Origin of the sequence: Massilia sp. TS11, assembly GCF_022012445.1 — a bacterium.
GTDB lineage: Bacteria > Pseudomonadota > Gammaproteobacteria > Burkholderiales > Burkholderiaceae_D > Telluria.
In genome coordinates this window covers 104580-122109 of sequence record NZ_JAKLTS010000005.1, presented here as the reverse complement: position 1 = coordinate 122109, position 17530 = coordinate 104580, and the positions used below count along the sequence as shown (strand labels likewise).

Here is a 17530-nt window from a genome sequence, read left to right as displayed (position 1 = left end):
GCATGATACCGCGCCTGATTCTTGATACCAATGTCTGCCTCGATTTGTTCGTCTGGCAGGACCCGCGCGTGGCCTCCCTGCGCGCGGCGCTGGCGGCCGGTCTGGTCGAGGCCGTGACGAATCCGGCCTGCCGCAAGGAGTTCCGCTTCGTGCTGCACTATCCGCATCTGCCGCTCGACGCCGAGACCCGCCCGCGCGCGGCGGCGGCCTTTGATGCGGCCATCACGCTGATCGAGCCGCCTGCCCGCCCCTTGCTGCTGCCGGTCTGCACCGACCGCGAGGACCAGAAGTTCCTGGAACTGGCGCGCGATGCGGGGGCGGATGTCCTGATCAGCAAGGACAAGGCCCTGCTCAAACTGAACAAGCGCACGGCTGCCGCGCGCCTGTTCCGCATTGTGACGCCCGAGGACTGGGTCGGCGCCTTCGCGCTAGAATGTGCAGATGCACACTCAGCCCTCCCATCCTGATACACCCGTCCTGAAAAGCAAACTGCCGGCCGTGGGCACCACGGTGTTCAGCGTCATGTCGGCCCTGGCGGCCGAACACGGCGCCGTCAACCTCGGCCAGGGCTTTCCGGACTTCGATTGCGACCCGGCCCTGCTGTCGGCCGTCGAGACGGCCATGCGCGCCGGCCACAACCAGTACGCGCCGATGACGGGCCTGCCGTCCCTGCGCACGGCCATCGCACACAAGATTGCGGCCTGCTATAGTCAGCAGTACGACATCGACAGCGAGATCACCGTCACCGCCGGCGCCACCCAGGCCTTGACCACGGCGATTCTGTGCGCGGTCCATCCCGGCGACGAGGTCATCATCATCGAGCCGGCCTATGATAGCTACCTACCCGCCATCGAGCTGGCCGGCGGCCTGGCGGTCGGGGTCCCGATGCAGCTCGACGAACACGGCTACCGCGTCGATTGGGAGGCGCTGGCCGACGCGGTCTCGCCGCGCACGCGCCTCATCATCCTCAACACGCCGCACAACCCAACCGGTACCGTCCTGCGCGAATCCGACCTGCGCGCCCTGGCCGACATCGTGCGCGGTACCGACATCCTGCTGCTGTCGGACGAGGTGTATGAGCACATGGTGTTCGACGGCCTGCGCCATGAGTCGGTCTGCCGCCATCCGGACCTGGCGGCGCGCGCCTTCGTCGTCTCCAGCTTCGGCAAGACCTACCATGTGACGGGCTGGAAGCTCGGCTATGTGGTGGCGCCCGCGCCGCTGATGGCGGAGTTCCGCAAGGTGCACCAGTACAACGTCTTTTCCGTCAACACCCCGATGCAGGCGGGCCTGGCCACCCACCTGGCCGATCCGGCGCCCTACCGCGATCTGCCGGCCTTTTATCAGCGCAAACGCGACCTGTTTCGCGCCGGCCTGGCCGGTACGCGCTTTACGTTGCTGCCAGCCGACGGCACCTACTTCCAATGTGTCCGGTACACGGCCATTTCGCCTATACTGGAAGCGGACTTCGCACGCTTTCTGACCACCGAAATCGGGGTCGCCGCGATCCCTGTCTCGGCCTTCTACCGGCATGGGCAGGAATCCGGCATCGTGCGTTTTTGCTTCGCCAAAAAAGACGAGACGCTGCGCCTGGCCCTGGAGCGCCTGGCCCGTCTCTGACAAGGGGACTGCCATGATGCACTTGGCCGCGGCGCCGCAATCGGTGCTGCATGAACTGAACGCGGCCTGCCGTGAGCTCGAGCAGATCCTGCTGGGCCTGCGCGGCAAGGCCGCAGCCGATCAGTCGCTGCGCCAGCTTGCGCAGCGCGTCGCCGCCGCCGTCCAGCGCGATCCCGACGTGGCCCTGGCCAGCATCTTCCTTAATCAAATCGGCGGCCTGTACACGGTGCGCCATTGCGTGGAAACGGCCATCGTGGTCGTGCTGATGGAATTGGCGCTCGACAGCAGTGCCGAGGAAATCGACTGCGCCACCGCGGCCGCACTGACCATGAACGCCGGCATGCTGAAAGAGGCTGAACACTTTCAGGCCAAGCCGGGCATGCTGTCGCCAGCGGAGCGCGCGATCGTCCAGCGCCACCCGAGCGCCGGCGCGAATCTGCTGCGCGAGGCCGGCGTCGTCGATGATGACTGGCTCGACTATGTGCTGCTGCACCACGAGCATGAGGATGGCAGCGGCTATCCGGAGGGCCGCAGCGGCGACGCGATTCCGCGCAATGCCAAGCTGATCGGTCTGGCCGACCGCTATTGCGCCCATGTTTCGGCGCGCAATTACCGCCGCTCGCTGCTGCCGCCGGCCGCGCTGTCCCAACTGCTGGGCGCCGGCGCGGCCCCGGTCGATGCCGGCCTGGCCCGGTTATTTCGCGACCGGCTTGGCCTCTATCCACCGGGTACGCTGGTGCGTCTGGAAAATGGCGCCACCGGCGTGGTCGCCCATCAGGCTGCGCCCGAGGACTGGCGCGTGTTTGTGCTGCGCCCCACCCCGGCTCTGCACAGCAGCCGTGAAATGGGCTTCGCCATTGCCGCCGCCGTGCACGAGGATGAAGCCGGTGCGCGCTTCTCGATGAAACAGGTGTGGGGAGAAACGGCCGCCCTGTAAGCCGGGCGGCCGGGTTCAGCGGGCGCCGAGCTGGGCCAGTTTGCGGTCCACAAAGGCGCGCAGTTCGGGCGACAGATTGCTGGCGTTGCGCGCTTTCTGGAAGGCTTCCACCGCTTCAGGCTGCTGCTTGTTGGCCTGCAGCGAAATCCCCAGGCCGACCCACCAGACACCATTGCCCGGCGCGGTCTTGAGCGCCATCCGATAGGCCTCGGCCGCTTCGACATTGCGCTGCTCGCGTTGCAGCGCCCCGCCGAGGAAGGCGAAATACTCGCCATTGCCGTTGGCATAAGGCGCGGTGCGCATCAGCGTGTCGACGCCGGACTGGCCGCGGTCGATCTGCAGACGGGCCAGCAGCATGGCCATGTCGGGCTGGCGCGGGTCGAGCGAGAGGCCGTTCTGCAGCTGGCGCATGGCTTCCTCGGTGCGGCGGTTTTCCAGCAGCAGACGCACCAGGGCCTGACGGGCCGCGTCATGGCGCGGATCGAGCTGGACCGCCTGCTCGAGCTGGGACATGGCCTCGGCCACCCGGCCATCGGGCAGCGCGGCCAGGGCCTTGGCATACGCGGCTTCGGCGCGCTGCTGCGGACTCATCTCACGCGATTCGCTCAGCACCGGCGCGGCTGGCGCACTGGCGCTGGCCGACGGCGCGCTCTTGCGGCCCTTGGCGGCTTTCGCGGCCGGCTTATCGGACGGTGTCGCCTCGGCCAAGCGCGGTGCGGCGGCCTCGAGTTTGGGCGCCGGCTCGGTCCTGGCGGCCGGCTTGGGCTCGGCCGGAGCCGCCGCAGCCGCCAGCGCCGGGGCTTGCGGTTTCTGCGCGGGCGCGGCCACTTTGTTCTCGACCGGCGCGGGCGCGGCGACGGGCGCCGGTTTGGCGTCGGCGGCGGCTTTGGCCGGCGCGGGCGCACTGGCCACCGGCGCCGAAGCGGCTGCCGAGGCCGGACCAAAAGCCCCGCTGACGGGCGGCGGCGCAGCCACGCTCACTGCGGGCGGCGCCTGCACGGCCGTGGCCGGAGCGCTGGCCGTGATGGCGGCGCCGAGCGGGCGCGGCCCTTTCGGCTTCTTGAAGTAGCCATACAGCATCCAGCTGGCATAGGCCAGGGCCAGACCGAGCGCCACCAGGCTCACCATGGTGCGCGGACTGACCATCGGTTCTTCGACGGCGGCCAGCTTGATATGCGGCTGGGCCGAATGACTGGACATCTGGCCGCGCGCGTCCAGGTCCTTCAGCATTTTATTTATGAGACTCATCGCAACGCCACCCACAAAGCGGCGCCCAGACCCAGCACGCCGGCGGCTGCCGCGCCGATGGCCCACGGCAGCCAGCGCACGGTTTTGGTGGCGACGGTATCGCGTGCCGCCTCCTCGACGTGCGTCTTCTTGATTTGTTGTTTGCCTTCGCCGAAGCACAGCATCATGGACTTGTGGGCGAGGATGTTGATCAGGCGCGGCACGCCGCCACTCACGGCATACAGCCGCGCCATCGCGGCGCGCGTGAACAGCGGGCCGCCGGTATAGCCGGCCACGCGCAGTCGGTGCGCCACGTAATACTCCATCTCGTCGCGCGTAAGCGGGCCGAGGTGGTAATGGAAAGTGATGCGCTGGGCCAGCTGGCGGATCGAGGGCAGCTCGAGATTGGTATCGAGCTCGGGCTGACCGAACAGCACGATCTGCAGCAGCTTGCGCTTTTCGGTTTCCAGATTGGTCAGCAGGCGCAGCGCTTCCAGGCTTTCGAGCGGGATGGCCTGGGCTTCGTCCAGGCACAGAATCACGCGCTTGTCCTGATGGGCCAAGTCGACCAGGCGCTGGGTGATGGCCTTGAGCATCTGGTGCTGGTCGACGTCCTTCTCCAGCGTCAGCTCGAGTTCATCGGCCAGGGCCAGCATCAGGGTGCGCGGCTCCAGATAGGGATTCGGAATATAGGCCGTGACGAAATGCTCGTCGAGCGTGGCCATGAACTTACGGCACAGCAGGGTCTTGCCGGTCCCCACTTCACCGGTGATCTTGATGAAGCCTTCGCCATTGCGCGCCGCCACCAGCAGCGTGTTCAGGGCTTCCTGCGCATGCGGGCTGGTGAAGAAATAGCTGGTATCCGGCGTGATGCCGAAGGGGATTTCGCGCAGGCCGAAGTGAGCGGTGTACATTACTTGCGCTCCGTCGCGCCGCGGCGCGGGTCCATGTCCTGAATGCGGCGGCCGGTGTCGAGCAGGTCATTGCTCCAGCTGGTCGCGTCTTCCACGATGGTGGGCTTGATCAGCACCACCAGCTCACGCTTCTGCAAGGTGCGCGTCTTGTTGCGGAACAGCGTGCCGAGCACCGGCACATCGGACACGCCAGGCAGGCCGGAATTGTCGTCGACCGAGGCCTGACGCATCAGGCCGCCAATGGCCACCACGCGCCCATCCTGGCCACGCACGAGCGTATCCATTTCCGAGGTCGAGGACGAAGGCAGCGGCAGCTGCAGATTACCGGCATTACCCAGATTCACGCCCTGGTTCTTGGTCGTCACCTGGCTGACCGAGGGGTGCACATGCAGCACGATATTGCCGCGATCGTCGATCTGCGGGGTCACGTCCAGCACCACGCCCGAGAAGAAGGGCTGCAAGGTCACGTTCGGCGAGGCCGCCGTGCTGCCATTATTGGCCACGGTCTGGGTGGTCTGCACGCCGGTCACGTAGAACTCGTCGGTACCGATCTTCAGCACCGACTTCTGATTGTTCATCGCCGTCACACGCGGACTGGACAGCACATGCACGGTGCCCTGCGACTCCAGGAAGGAAATCAGCGCGGCGAAATTGCTGGTCTGGAAGGCGAAGCCAAACAGCGAGCCCGCGGCCGTGGCCGCATTGCTCAGCGAGTAGCCGCTGCTGGCCGTCAGGCTGCCGATCACGGCACTGGCCGGCTGGCTGCCATCGAAGGGCAGCGGCTGCAGCGTCGTGCCGGGCGACACCAGACCGGTCGACACGCGATTGCCGTGCGAGCTGCGGAAGGACGCGAACGAGGCCCAGTTGATACCCGACTGGAAGTTTTCACTGAGTTCCACTTCGAGGATCTTGGCCTCGAGGATCACCTGGCGGTCGACCGACAGCTGGGTCGCCTTCAGATAGGCTTCCACGGCGCGCAGCTCGTCCGGCATGGCGCGCACGACCAGCATGCCCGACTGCGGGCTGACGACCACGCTGCGGCCGTCGGCCTGGCCGACGATGGCTTCCAGGGCCTTGCGCAGATCGGCCCAGAAATCGGCCGAGTTGACCGTGTTCACACTGGCCGAATCGATCTGGTTCTGATTCTGTTGCTGATTGCCCGGCTGGCCAGGGGTGCCCTGCCCCGGCAAGCCGCCGGTCACGCCGCCCTGATTGCCGGCCTGGGTCTGGCCGGCCGTCCCGACCGAGGTCGAGCTGACACGCAGATTCGACAGGCCGCGGCGGGTACCGACCAGATAGTTCACCTGGAACATCTTGGTCTGCATGGTCAGCGGTTTCACCTGAATCCGGTTGCCGACGATACTGAAGTCGTAGCCGTACAGGTCGCGCACAGCCTCGAGGGCCTCGACCATCGTCACGTCCTTGAGATTGACGCTGATCGTGCCGGTCACATCCGGGTGCACCAGCATGTTGTAGCGCGTACCGGCCACGAGCGAATTAAAGAATTGCGGCGCGGCGGCGTTATTAACTTTGACATCGAAGCGCTCTTCCAGCGCCTGGCGCGCCTTGGGCAGCTGGTCGGCCAGGGCCGACACCGGCGGCAGCAGGGCATTCGCCACGGCCTCGTCGGAAACGGGCGCAGCGCCCTTCCCGGCCGCTTGTGCCAGGGTGGCCTCGATCTGATCAAGGGTGGCGTTCTTGGGCGCCTTGCCCGGGCTTGCGCACGCACTCAGCGCGCAGACCAGGACCGCCAGGATGCTTAGTCTTTGCATGGTGTTCCGTCTACTTTGTGACCCCGTTTTGCGCGGTCTCCGCACCGGCTGCGCCGTTGCTCCCGTACAGCTTCAGTACTTTGGTCGTTTTTCCCTGGCGCAGAATGACGCGGTTCTCATCGATCGAGACGAGTTCCATATCACGCATTTTGTCGCCAATCTTATACAGCTGTCCATCAATCAATGCGAGGCGGCGTCCGCCCGGCTTTTTCCCCAACAGAATCGACTGCAGCTGGGGCTCGGCCAGCGCCGGGGCGGCCTGCAGCATCGCCGCGGCCGGCGTGTCGCTCGGCTGGGTCGGCATGGCCGCGGCCGGCGGCAAGGTCGGGTCCGGCAGGCTCTGGGCCCACAGCGGCGCGGCCACAGCCCACACGGCGATCAGGCAGGCGCGCTTCATAGCTTCATCCATTTCTCGTCCAGGCTGAGCGTGTACACGACCAGGTTCAGACGCGCATTCGGGTACTCGATCACATCCAGCTTGGCGCGTCCCCAGAACAGCTGGGTCGGCATCGACTCGAGCGCCTGCATGTAGGCGACCAGGTCCAGGTAATTGCCTTCGAGCGTGACCTCGACCGCATGGCGGAACAGCAGCTGCTCGGCACTGGCTTCCTTGCCCTTGGCGGCTGCGCTGGCGGCGGCCGGCGCCGTCGGCCGGTTCGGGTCGAGCGCGCCGACCGCATTGCCGATCTTATTGACCGGATTGTTTTCGGCGTCGGCCTTGGCCGCCTCTTTCTGCATGGTCTGCATTTTCTTCAGCACGCCGAGTTCGGGGCGGTCTTCCGCCTTCTCTTCCTTGACGGCCGTGAAGATCGGATCATTCACACCGGCCGGCGGCAAGGTGCTCATCGACACCAGGCGCAGGCCGCGCTGGGCGCGCAGCAGACCTTCGAGCAGCGGCACCACGCGGTCCGGCGGTACCAGGCCCTTTTGCATGGCGCGCAGCTTGTCACCGAGTTCGACGATCTGGTGCGCCGTTGATTCGAGCTTCTGCTTGTTCACCGTGTCCGGATCGATGCCAGCGTTCTTGATCGTGTTGGCCATCTCGTTCTCGATACCCGAGATGTTGTTCATGTTCTGCTTGACGGTTTGGCTCATGCGTTTCTGCTTGGCGAAGACCGGGTCGAGCAGCACCATGTAGCCAAGAAAACCAATCACCACCAGCGCGCCGGCAAAGCCAATGATGCGCTCGCGCAGCGTGGCGTTATCGATGCGGGCGGCCAGTTTCAGCAGGTAGGCTTTCATTTCACCGCCCCCGCTTCCAGACCATTGGCCTGGGCCAGATTGGCGTTGCCGGTGGCGATGGGCGAGGTCTGCAGATGGAAGCCGACATAGGGCGCGCGCACCGTCCGTTCGCTCTTCTCGCCGCGTTCGTTCTTCTCGATCTTGCGCATCGTCTGTTCGGTGATGCGCATGCCGTCAAAACTCTTACCGCGCATGATGGGCTCACGTTTGAGCGCGGTAATGAAGCCCGGCACCAGCTCGGGCTGCATGGCGCGCCCTTCGACCACGATGTCGCTGCCGATGCCGGTGACGCTGACACCGGTCAGCCACATGCCCGGCACGTTCTGGCGCGCAAAGGCCTTGAAGTATTCGGAGAAGCCATGCGTGTTGCCGAACTCGCCGCGCTCGAGAATGCCGGCCACGGTCGTCAGCACCTGCAGCTCGGCCTCGGCCGACTGGATCTGCACCTCGATGTCCTTGTTGGCGGCGCGCGGCGCGTAGCGCGCGTTGACCACCGTCTGCTTGGCCTGGGCCAGCTTGAGCCGCGCGTCGCTCGAGATCACGTCCACGTTCAAGGCCTTGACGCGCTGCTCGCCGATGATGGAGAGCACCTGAATACCGAGCGTGAACACCACCAGGGCCTGTCCCATGGTCTTGGCGCCGAATACCTTCTTGGTCTTGCGAAAGCGCAGGTTGACAAGGTTGATCTGCTGCCTCATGCGGCCACCGCTTTCTCGCGCATGGCGGCGCCGATCGGCAGGAAGAAGCGCTGCTGGGTGGCCAGGTCGGCCAGCTCCGGCACCGCCTCCAGGTCGAGGATGGTGTCGAGTTTGAGCGTGTCGACCGGCGTGTAGAGATTGCTGGTCAGGTATTCCTGCAGGCCCTGCACTTCCGAAGGCGCCAGGTAGAGCTTGCTCACATTGATGAAGCTGAACTGACGGTCGAAGTGGTCGAGCGAACGCTGCAGTTCCAGCGTGATGCGGTCGAAGCTCTGGCTGCGGCGGTCGGCATCGGGCTCCAGCAATTGCTGCAGATTGACGTCGATCCGGCGCGACAGATACAGCTCACCCTTGAAGCTGACCGTCAGCAGGCCACCGTCTTCGCTGAAGGACAGCACGGCCACGCCGCGTCCCTCAGGCTCGAGCAGCACCGAAATATTCCGCTGCGCCATTTCGGGGATGTCGATCGCGTCGAGGTCGAACTTGGCCTTCGCAAACAAGCCCATGCGCGCTTCGATCACCTCATTGCGCGCCGCCACGGCGAACATGCTGTGGTTGCGCGCATTGGCTTCCACTGGCATATCGATCACATCGAGCGTGGCTTCATCGACGGGAAAATCGATAATGTCCTTGAGCTTCCATTTGACGGCCGTCTTCCACTCGGCCTGCGGCACGGTCAGCGCATCGATGACCACCATCTGGTACTGGCCGCTGCGCAGATAACTCGTGCAATGGAATGTATTGGCCTGCAGCTCCTTGCCGAGCTTCTCGAGCATCTCAGGCGTCGGTGCTTCGGCACTGGGCACGAACCCGGCCAGGGTGACGGCAGGCTTGCTGCCATTGCTGCGGCGAACGCTGGCGACGGCAACCCCATCGCTCATGAAAGCGATCGCCATCCAGTCGTCCCCTTTTTTCGATTTACGAAAAAAACGCATGCCACCCAGTCAAAAAAATCAGCGAATTCTTGAAGTTCGCGCGATAGATCCTTGATTATATTCAAAAATCGGTCTTGCGCACGCACAACTTCTTTGTTTCCGCGCTAATTATCTCACAATATTGCACGGATTTTGCATAAACGCAACCAATAGTGTCATTTAATACACTTCGCGGATGAAAATTTTCGAACGCGGATTCCGTTGATAAACGCCGTAGCCCAGGATGCCGTAGCCGGGCAGCGGCGCATAGGACGAACTCATCTTGATGGCCTGGCGCGCCGTCGGGGTCGGCGTGGGTGCGCCGACCACCAGTTGATTGGACTGGCCGACGGTGGTGCCATTGTTCACGGCGGTCGACTGCTGCACCGAGGTGGTGGCGCTGCCCCCGCTGACATTGGTGAAGGTGAACATGCTGTTCGTCAGCGGCGTGCAGTCGTCGTCGGCATTGGTCACGTATTTACTGTTACTGCCGTCCCAGTACTGGGTCTGCACGGTCACGGGCATGGCCAGCTTTTCCGAGCCATACGGGCTATCGACGAACATGCGGCCGTAGTAGTAGGCCGTGCTGCCGATCAGCGTGTGGTCATTGCCGGCCGTGCTGTCGGTATCGGTATCGAAGACCGTCTTCACGCCGTCGGCATCCTTCGGCGCAATCGAGAAATTGAAGGGATTGTACGGGCCGTCGGCGTTGCTGGCGCGCGCCAGCGACAAGTCCATCGAGAAGCTCGCCACCCCATTCGCCCAGCTGCTGCTGGCGGTCGGATTGGCGACCGTGATGCGCGCGGCCGCGCTGGCGCCTGTCAAACCGGTGGCCGAGCCGACCAGACCCAGCTGATTGGTCCCCGTGCCGGTCACCGCCGCCGCATTGAAGCCGCCAAGCGTGAAGCGCGCGTAGCTGCCGTTGTAGTTCTTGGTGACCCCGCCATTGGCGTTCACGGCCGTCAGACTGAAGCCCAGGGTCGCGCTTTCGCCCATGTAGTTAAACTCGCTCGCGCTGCAACCGGCCACCCCTTTGCGATTGGCGATAGTCTGGTCGCCGACCACGAACTTGGCCGGGATGAAGCGGCCGAAGGTCGTGGCCGTGGTGCCGCCAGTCGGATTGACGGAGCCGAAGAAACAGCCATACATGCCGTTGGCATTGATGGTGTTCGGGTCGTACAGCAAGTCGTGATTGGTGCCGAGGAAGCCGTCGCTGAAGCACTCGGCCGTGGCCTTCAGCCGGTCGACATTGGCCCAGCTGCCGTCGTCGTAGACGCCGTAGTTCTTGATATCGAACGTGCCCGTCTCGGAATACGTGTAGGAGGCGGTCGATACGCCACTGGCGGCGGTCGGGAAGGAGCCGCTCAGCACACCGGCCTGCACCGACCCGCTATACGGCGACACAAAATTCGCATTGAGCAAAGGCGTGCCCGCATAACCGGCCGTCGTATAGGCATTGGTGCTGTCGCGGCTGGTCGCCTTGATGTCGAAGGTGTTGCCGGCCACAACAGGCGTCACACCGTTCGTGCCGAGCGGATTCGTATCGGTCGCCGTTGTTGAACTGAGCGTGAAGGTGGAAGGTCGTATCGCGAAATTATCGGAGGAACAGGCGGTCGTCGCCCCGCTCACCACCTTGGCCCGCACATCCTGGTAGGCATCGTAGACGGTGAAGGTGAAGGTACGCCGCCCGGATGCCAGGTTGATCGCGCCGCTCAGCGGCGTGATGGCCGTGGTGCCGCAGGTGCCGCTGGCGGTGCCATTGACCAGCTGCACCTGGACCGAAGCGGTCGAGCCGGTGTTGAGCACGCCGGCGTTCAGCCCCAGCACATCGAGCGTGAAGCTCTTCCCTGCCACCTTGGTGTAGATCGGCGTGCCCGGACCTTTGCCGGTTTCGACAACGTCGAAGCTGCAGGCATTGCTGCTGAAGTTGATCGTGCAGGCGCCGGCCGTGGCGCCGTTGTAGCAGATCGCCGCGGACGGCGTGATGACGGGCGAGGTGACCGTGCCGCCGATCGTCACCGAGGTGGCCGAGGTATTGGTCAAGGTGACCGTGCCCTGCCCGCCGCTGAACGTCACCGGATTACTCGACCAGGTGCCGCCGGTGGTGCTCAGATTGACCGTGGTGCTGCCCAGATAAAGCGTCGAACAGGCCGCATCGGCGCAGGCCTTGAGCGTGATGGTTTTCGGCTGGCAGGTCAGGCCGCTGCCGTCGTTCAGGATGCGCACATGGTTGAGCGTCGGCTGCTGGATCGGCTGCGCCGTGCAGACCTTGAGCGACGCGATCTCGTGGATATTGGTGCTGCCGCCGGTCGATGCCGCGTAAGACAGATACCAGTAGGTCGGCACGGCCGCCTGGCCGCTCTTGGCCTTGGCATCATAGGTTCCGATCACATTCGTGTAGCCGGTGTGGGTGGGCGTGGTATCGCGGTCCACGGTCACATAAGCGTGCACGCTGTCGGTGTGGTCGACGGTCACGCGGTAGCGGTGGCCGGGGCCCGCCGTGGCGCCGGTGACGGCGATATTCGGCGACAGGCTGCCGGTGCCGGTGTGGAAGTCGTAACCGACCAGGCCATTGCCCGAACCACGCACCGCGACCGAGTTGGCCACCTGGCCGGAGCCGCCGCTACGGCCTTCCGTCGGGTTCGAGAAATTACCGAATTCGTCGATGCCGACGCCCAGCCAGCCACCGGCAAAACCATTACAGTTGCCGCAGTCCGAAGGCGCGGTCTTCTGCGCGAAGCCGAGCGAGCCGCCATACGCGCCGGCCACCGGCTGGTAAGACGCGTCGGACAGGATCACCCCGAGACCGTCACCGCCGGTACCGTTGTAGGAGTAGTAGTCGAACTCGACGACGATCTTGTTGCCCGACGCGGGGAACAGCCGGTTCAGGTGGGCCGCGCCGGCCTGGGTCGTGGTGTTGTCAGTCAGCCGTAGCTTGCCGCCGACCAGGGACGGCGTGTAGGTCGCGCCCGTCCCCTTGGTATAGCTCCAGTTGGCGCTGCTGACGAAGTCGTCGCAATAGCAGGAGGCGAAACCGGCCGGGACGGTACAGGTGGTGGTGCCGCCGCCGCTGCTGGGGCCGGCGGCAAAATCGTTCTGACTGGTAAAGCCCGCGCTGATGCCCGAGGCACTCGTGGACGTGGCGCTTGCGCTGACCGTGCCCGGCTGGGTCCAGGCCGCGCTCTTGTAGTTGGCGATGATGAAATTGGTCGGTACCGCGCCCGAATCGACCTCGGCCGTATTGAAGCTCAGCGTGATGCCATAGCTGCTGACGGTAATCGCGTCGCCCGTATTCCACAGCGACCAGTAGCGATTGACATTGGCCGTGCTCGACAGGCCGGAACCCGCGATCTGCGGATGGTCGCCTGCGGTGGTCCAGCCGGTCAGCGTGCCGCCCGCCGTGCTCAGCAAGGACAGGCCGATCGGATCATAGTAGCCGGCGCTGCCGACCGGATAAATGCAGCTGGTGGCCGAGGCCGAGGCCGGCCAGGTCAGGCGCAGGTAGCCGGCCACATAGCCGGACGTGCGGCTGATGCCGCTGAGGCAGGAAGCGCTGACGATCAGGGTGTTGGCATTGGTCGTCACGATCCCGTTCGTCAGGGTCAGCAGGGTCGACACCGTCACATTCCCCGACAACTGGACGCCCGCGCTATTGTTCACGGTCAGGCGCTGGAAGCTCGGCGTGCCGCTGATCGACTGGCTGCTGCTGCCGAGCAGACTCCAGGTGCCACTGCCCGAATTGAAGCTGCCGGCATTACTGAAGTTGCCGTACAGGTTGACGGTCGGATTATTGGTGTTGGCCGCAAACGTCGTCCCGCTACCCACCGTCAAGGCGCCGCGGATATTCAGGGTGCCGGTGTTTGGCGTCTTGGTGCTGCCGCCCGACACCGTCAGGCTCGGATAGGTAATGTTTGCGGTCGGGATCGTCTGCACATTGGCCGCGCGCGAGAACGCAAACACCACGGTGCTATTCGCCGCGTTGGCATTGATCGAGCCCGTGCCGAGCGTGATCGGGGTGGCGACGGTGGAGAAATTCAGGGTATAGGTATTACCGCTCGTAAAACTCAGCGCATAGTTGCCGACCGCTAGGGTCCCGAGTGTCCAGCTGCCGCCAGCGCCGCTCCAGGTAGAATTGGCGCCGAGCGTCAGTGTGCCGGCCAGATTGATGCTGTTGTTGGCCGTATTATTGTTGGTCAGATTACCGCCCAGGTTCAGGGTGACGCTGGCCGCGCCGGTCAGCGTACCGGCGCCATTGATGGTCAGGCTCGCAATCGTGGACGAGGTCGCATCGAGCGTGACCGCATGGCCATTAATGACGACCACGTCGCCTGCGGTCGGATAGCCGCCGCCCGAGACCTCGCTGTTGCAGGCGTTATTCGTGTGGTCCCAGGTCGCCGCCGTGGTCCAGTTGCCATTGGCCACCGAGGTGCAGACATTCGACGCCGGGCGGATCGCGATGATCGCAGCCGTCCCCGTGTCCGAGGTGGCAGTGCCCGCGGCCGTCGCCGTCTTGCTCACGCTGCCCGGGGTCGCCAACGTGACATAGGCCGTCTCCATCGAGATGCCGGAATCATTGCTGACCGCAAGCGAGGCGATGTCCACGCCCTCGGTACTGCCGGTCGGCGGCGTCCAGGTGACCGAATTGGCCACCGCGTGCACCGAGAAGATCAGCGCATTGGTCGCCGTCGTCGTGACAGAGGGCGTGGTATTCGAAGTCCCCGTGGCCACCGTAGCGCCGGCGCTCTGGTCAATCGGATTGGTCGGGTCGATGCGCCAGATGTCGGCAATCTGGGCGACCAGGCCCGCATGGGTGCCAGACACCGAGAAGCTGTAGGACGCCGGTTCGCTGGCGCCCGTCACGCAGTAGAACGTGAACAGTTTGCTCGGGGTGCCGCTCGACTGAGTGACCGGCGAATTGGCAATCTGGTTCCAGCCGCTGCCGCAGGTGGTGGTCGGCGTGACGGTGGCAGTGCCGCTGACGGCAACCGTGGCCAGCAGCAGCTCCTTCTGCAGCGTGCCCGAGGGTTTGGTGACACTGAAGCTGCCGCCCGAGGTGCCGGGCCGCAAGGCCAGCAGCACGCCGGTGTTTTCACCCGCCTGATTATTCCCGGTCATCACCAGCGGACCGCTGATCGCGCTATTGCTGGTTTTCTGCGTGTAGTACAGCACCAAGGCCGCGTCACTGCCGGTTGCGGTCGTCGAGAAGCCCGCCTGGGTCCAGCCGAGGCCGCCAGTCGTGGTCACCGAGAACGAACCCGGATTATTGGCGATGTGGCCGGCCATCAGAATCATCGGATTGCTGGCTACGGTCGCCGCCAGGCTACCGGTCGAAATATTGGTGCTGCTGGCCGAATCGACGCCTGCGCTTGCGGCATAGCTGATGTCGAGCGGCGTGGTCTGGTCAACACCGCGGAAGGCGAAACAGCGCGCGATGATCGAGTCGCCGGACGGGTGGGTCACGGTCGGCGTCGTATCGCCGGCCTGGGCAATGCGGTAGAAGGCCGAGGCGCGGTGCGCAGTACGCGTGCGGCTATAAATCTGGGTCCAGCCGGCCGGCATCGTGTGGGTGTTATTGTCGTGCGACTCGACCATGCAGAACAAGAAGTCGCCCGCGCTGTAGGCCGGCAGGGTCGGGCTGACATTGCCGGTGCCGCTGACGGCTGTGCCGGCGCCGACAAAGGTGATCGAGCCTGAGACCGTCGTGCTGCTGGCGCCGCCATACTGGGGCGTGGCGGCCCAGGCGGGGGCGCACGACAGCAGGCACAGGAACAGCCAGGCACGGCAGCGGGACAGGAACTCGCTCATTCGCCAACTCACTCAGAAACGGATGCGCACAACGCGCTGGACATAATCAATGCTATTGCTCGGATTCGGACAGGCGCCGCCATTCGGCTGGTTACAGGCCGTGGCCGTCAGCGTGTGTTCGGTGTAGCTGCCATTGCTGCTGGCGCTGCACTGCACGGTCACCACGAAGGTCGTCAGCGTGCTACTGGCCGGAAAACCGACATTGCTCGACGCCGTGCAGGCGCCATTTCGGTTGTACTGGTACAAGCCCCATTCGATGCCCGCCCGCGCGGCCTGATAGGCACGCGCGCCCTGGATGTCGAGCCCCGAGGCCTGCTGCTGGTTGCCGATCAATGAAGTGATCGCCGCCACCAGGCCGGCCAGCACCACGATCAGGAAGATCGCGGTCACCAGGGACATGCCGCTTTGTCGTCGTCGCTGCATCATGGGGTGTTATCCACGTGAACCTGATGGACCAGGGTAATCGGGCCATCCTTGTTATTGTTGGCTTCCATCGTCACCTGCAGCAAGATCAGGCCGCTGCGCGTGGTGGCGATATTGCTGACCGCAAAAGTACAGGAGGTGATGCGCATGGCCATCAGGGCCGACTGCCCGCCCGATGGCGTGCTGAGGCTGGCGTTCCAGCCGTAGTTCCAGTAGCGCCGCATATTCCCGCTGCCATTCGCGCCCGGCGTGCAGCGGAACATCACCGGCTGGTTGACGACATAGAACACATTCGCGGGCGACATGAATTGGGTGCTGCCCTGGGCCGCGAACACATTGCTCGACATCGTGATCGTCGAACCGGAGGCGCTGGCGACCGCGGCGCGGTTGCCGCCCGCGTAGGCGTCGGCATTGGTGATGCCCTGGCCCAGGTTGTAGATGACGATGCTGTCGCCGGCCGCGATCGCTTCCTTCCCGCTCGGCACCACGCCGGCGATCGTGAAGCTCTTGTTGCTCGTGCTGCTCCAGTCGAGCGCGGTACCGGTACCGGCATAGTCGTTCGAGTAATAGCGGGCCGCCGTCTTCACCGGAATCAGTTCCAGGCTCTGGCCGTCGGCCGATACGCGCACACTGTTCGGCAAGGCCAGCTGGATCTCGCGTGCGATCCGGCGCAGCATCTGATCGGCGGCGTCGGTCAGCTCGGCGCGCGCCACGGCATCGGTGTACATCTGCACGGGCGCCGTCACGAACACCGCCACCACCGTGGCCAGAATGCCGGTGATGACCATCACGACGATGGCCTCGACCAGGGTGAAGCCGCGCATCGCACGGCGGCGCAGGGTAGCCGGACTCATGGGATGCTCTGCGGTGAATGGCGCGTGCGGAAGCCGTCGAGCACGACGCTTTCGCCATTGCCGTAATACACGGTCACAAAGATGTGCAGCACCTCGGTTCCATCGGGCGAGGCGCTCGAAGGGATGCCGCCCAGGCCCTCGGGCACGATGCGCAGCGTGGCCGTAAAGCCGCTGACCGGATACGGCGAATTGGTGGCATCGGCCAGCACGCCGCCGCTATTGAAGGCGTACTGCTCGGCGCCATAGGCCGTCACGTAGTCGTTGACGTTGTCAAAGGGGCGGCCGAGCGTGCTGCCCGACTCCTGGCCGACGTCTTCCATCAGACCGGCCGCGCAGTCCGAGGGCGCGTTCGCCGTGGACGCGTTCACGCTGTCGCTCGGGTCGCAATAGGTGAACTGGGCCAGTTCGACTTCTTCGAGCAGGCCCTCGGCAATGGCAATGGCCTGCTTGCGCACGACCGGGTCCGCACTCAGGCGGTTGGCCACGCCCATGACCTGCAGCACCGCGATCACGGCGATGCTGATGATCACGATGAACATGATCAGTTCGACCAGGGTCAGGCCCTGCTGACGGCGCTTAATGGACATAAGCCGTCTCCGCCTCGACCACCACAGTGGACGTATGGTCGCCGCCATTGAGGGTAATGGTCAGGCCGCTGAAACTCGAGCTCGACGAGCCGCTCGGATCGGTGCTGGCAAATGGCTTGGCCAAGGCATCGACATAGAAAGTGGCGGCGGCCGGCGAGGTGCTCATGGTGACGCTGCCCGGCTTGCCCTCGCAGGCCCAGTTTCCCTTGTAGTTGCCGCCGTCGAGGCAGTAGGTACGTGTGGCGCTATTCCCGCTATTGCCCGGCGAGATCACCATGTTCGACGACGCGCAGGCCGGATCGAAGCACAGGGCTACATAGTTGGCGTTGAACACCACATACACATTGCGGTTCTGCGCGATGGCGGTGCGCTTGGCGTAGCGGATCAAGGCAGCGACCTGGTCACCGAAAGCGCGCGCCTCAAACGTCGGCGTGCTGGCGAAACGGCCATAGGCGGCGGCGCCGAGAATCCCGATAATCAGGATCACGACCACCAGCTCGACCAGGGTGAACCCGCGCGTGCGTAGAAGCTTCATGC

The 17530-nt window shown here is 64.7% G+C and carries 15 protein-coding genes; 3 read left to right on the top strand and 12 right to left on the bottom strand.

What is annotated here, in order from left to right:
* Window positions 1-2 precede the first annotated feature (2 nt).
* The 3 genes from LZ005_RS09455 to LZ005_RS09445 are packed head-to-tail and all read left to right on the top strand — an operon-like array spanning window position 3 to window position 2557.
* Entirely contained in the window at window positions 3-467 is a 465-nt protein-coding gene (locus LZ005_RS09455; protein ID WP_237807024.1) for a putative toxin-antitoxin system toxin component, PIN family, read from the top strand.
* Window positions 442-1620, top strand: coding sequence for a pyridoxal phosphate-dependent aminotransferase (locus LZ005_RS09450; RefSeq protein WP_237807022.1), 1179 nt, complete (start codon window positions 442-444; stop codon window positions 1618-1620). Before LZ005_RS09455 ends, LZ005_RS09450 begins: the two co-directional genes overlap by 26 nt.
* A gap of 13 nt (window positions 1621-1633) precedes the next feature.
* Window positions 1634-2557: an HD-GYP domain-containing protein gene (locus LZ005_RS09445; protein WP_237807020.1), complete on the top strand. Its 924-nt coding sequence runs from the start codon at window positions 1634-1636 to the stop codon at window positions 2555-2557.
* A 15-nt stretch (window positions 2558-2572) separates the two neighbouring features.
* Here LZ005_RS09445 and LZ005_RS09440 read toward each other — a convergent pair whose 3' ends face one another.
* The 12 genes from LZ005_RS09440 to LZ005_RS09385 all read right to left on the bottom strand — a co-directional run bounded on the left by LZ005_RS09440 (window position 2573) and on the right by LZ005_RS09385 (window position 17528).
* On the bottom strand, window positions 2573-3805 hold the full coding sequence (locus tag LZ005_RS09440; protein ID WP_237807018.1) for a lipopolysaccharide assembly protein LapB: 1233 nt from the start codon (window positions 3803-3805) through the stop codon (window positions 2573-2575).
* Window positions 3802-4698 carry an ExeA family protein gene (locus tag LZ005_RS09435; RefSeq protein ID WP_237807016.1) on the bottom strand — a complete coding sequence of 299 codons (897 nt, stop codon included), beginning with the start codon at window positions 4696-4698 and terminating at the stop codon, window positions 3802-3804. Before LZ005_RS09435 ends, LZ005_RS09440 begins: the two co-directional genes overlap by 4 nt.
* On the bottom strand, window positions 4698-6470 hold the full coding sequence (mshL, locus tag LZ005_RS09430) for a pilus (MSHA type) biogenesis protein MshL (protein WP_237807014.1): 1773 nt from the start codon (window positions 6468-6470) through the stop codon (window positions 4698-4700). The genes LZ005_RS09435 and mshL overlap by 1 nt, the downstream gene beginning before the upstream one ends.
* Before the next feature lie 10 nt (window positions 6471-6480).
* Entirely contained in the window at window positions 6481-6867 is a 387-nt protein-coding gene (locus LZ005_RS09425) for a general secretion pathway protein GspB (protein WP_237807012.1), read from the bottom strand.
* Entirely contained in the window at window positions 6864-7712 is an 849-nt protein-coding gene (locus tag LZ005_RS09420) for a type II secretion system protein M (protein WP_237807010.1), read from the bottom strand. The genes LZ005_RS09425 and LZ005_RS09420 overlap by 4 nt, the downstream gene beginning before the upstream one ends.
* Window positions 7709-8410, bottom strand: a complete 702-nt coding sequence (locus tag LZ005_RS09415; RefSeq protein ID WP_237807008.1) for a hypothetical protein — start codon at window positions 8408-8410, stop codon at window positions 7709-7711. The genes LZ005_RS09420 and LZ005_RS09415 overlap by 4 nt, the downstream gene beginning before the upstream one ends.
* The gene (gene pilM, locus LZ005_RS09410; protein ID WP_237807006.1) at window positions 8407-9306 is read right to left on the bottom strand and encodes a type IV pilus biogenesis protein PilM; all 900 of its coding nucleotides are present in this window, start codon (window positions 9304-9306) and stop codon (window positions 8407-8409) included. The genes LZ005_RS09415 and pilM overlap by 4 nt, the downstream gene beginning before the upstream one ends.
* 198 nt (window positions 9307-9504) lie before the next feature.
* The gene (locus LZ005_RS09405; RefSeq protein WP_237807004.1) at window positions 9505-15129 is read right to left on the bottom strand and encodes a DUF6701 domain-containing protein; all 5625 of its coding nucleotides are present in this window, start codon (window positions 15127-15129) and stop codon (window positions 9505-9507) included.
* A gap of 12 nt (window positions 15130-15141) precedes the next feature.
* On the bottom strand, window positions 15142-15528 hold the full coding sequence (locus LZ005_RS09400) for an agglutinin biogenesis protein MshP (protein WP_237807003.1): 387 nt from the start codon (window positions 15526-15528) through the stop codon (window positions 15142-15144).
* Between the two features lie 23 nt (window positions 15529-15551).
* Complete coding sequence (locus LZ005_RS09395) at window positions 15552-16406, bottom strand: type IV pilin protein (protein WP_237807001.1); 855 nt, start codon at window positions 16404-16406, stop codon at window positions 15552-15554.
* Window positions 16403-16993, bottom strand: a complete 591-nt coding sequence (locus tag LZ005_RS09390; RefSeq protein ID WP_237806999.1) for a prepilin-type N-terminal cleavage/methylation domain-containing protein — start codon at window positions 16991-16993, stop codon at window positions 16403-16405. The genes LZ005_RS09395 and LZ005_RS09390 overlap by 4 nt, the downstream gene beginning before the upstream one ends.
* Entirely contained in the window at window positions 16983-17528 is a 546-nt protein-coding gene (locus LZ005_RS09385) for a type II secretion system protein (protein WP_237806997.1), read from the bottom strand. The genes LZ005_RS09390 and LZ005_RS09385 overlap by 11 nt, the downstream gene beginning before the upstream one ends.
* Window positions 17529-17530: the final 2 nt, after the last annotated feature.

Bases quoted from the DNA above. Each gene is read 5' to 3' on its own strand.
- LZ005_RS09425 (WP_237807012.1), bottom strand. From the start codon at position 6,867: ATGAAGCGCGCCTGCCTGATCGCCGTGTGGGCTGTGGCCGCGCCGCTG.
- mshL (WP_237807014.1), bottom strand. From the start codon at position 6,470: ATGCAAAGACTAAGCATCCTGGCGGTCCTGGTCTGCGCGCTGAGTGCG.
- LZ005_RS09455 (WP_237807024.1), top strand. From the start codon at position 3: ATGATACCGCGCCTGATTCTTGATACCAATGTCTGCCTCGATTTGTTC.
- LZ005_RS09440 (WP_237807018.1), bottom strand. From the start codon at position 3,805: ATGAGTCTCATAAATAAAATGCTGAAGGACCTGGACGCGCGCGGCCAG.
- LZ005_RS09400 (WP_237807003.1), bottom strand. From the start codon at position 15,528: ATGTCCCTGGTGACCGCGATCTTCCTGATCGTGGTGCTGGCCGGCCTG.
- LZ005_RS09435 (WP_237807016.1), bottom strand. From the start codon at position 4,698: ATGTACACCGCTCACTTCGGCCTGCGCGAAATCCCCTTCGGCATCACG.
- pilM (WP_237807006.1), bottom strand. From the start codon at position 9,306: ATGGCGATCGCTTTCATGAGCGATGGGGTTGCCGTCGCCAGCGTTCGC.
- LZ005_RS09420 (WP_237807010.1), bottom strand. From the start codon at position 7,712: ATGAAAGCCTACCTGCTGAAACTGGCCGCCCGCATCGATAACGCCACG.
- LZ005_RS09450 (WP_237807022.1), top strand. From the start codon at position 442: ATGCACACTCAGCCCTCCCATCCTGATACACCCGTCCTGAAAAGCAAA.
- LZ005_RS09405 (WP_237807004.1), bottom strand. From the start codon at position 15,129: ATGAGCGAGTTCCTGTCCCGCTGCCGTGCCTGGCTGTTCCTGTGCCTG.
- LZ005_RS09385 (WP_237806997.1), bottom strand. From the start codon at position 17,528: ATGAAGCTTCTACGCACGCGCGGGTTCACCCTGGTCGAGCTGGTGGTC.
- LZ005_RS09445 (WP_237807020.1), top strand. From the start codon at position 1,634: ATGATGCACTTGGCCGCGGCGCCGCAATCGGTGCTGCATGAACTGAAC.
- LZ005_RS09415 (WP_237807008.1), bottom strand. From the start codon at position 8,410: ATGAGGCAGCAGATCAACCTTGTCAACCTGCGCTTTCGCAAGACCAAG.
- LZ005_RS09395 (WP_237807001.1), bottom strand. From the start codon at position 16,406: ATGAGTCCGGCTACCCTGCGCCGCCGTGCGATGCGCGGCTTCACCCTG.
- LZ005_RS09390 (WP_237806999.1), bottom strand. From the start codon at position 16,993: ATGTCCATTAAGCGCCGTCAGCAGGGCCTGACCCTGGTCGAACTGATC.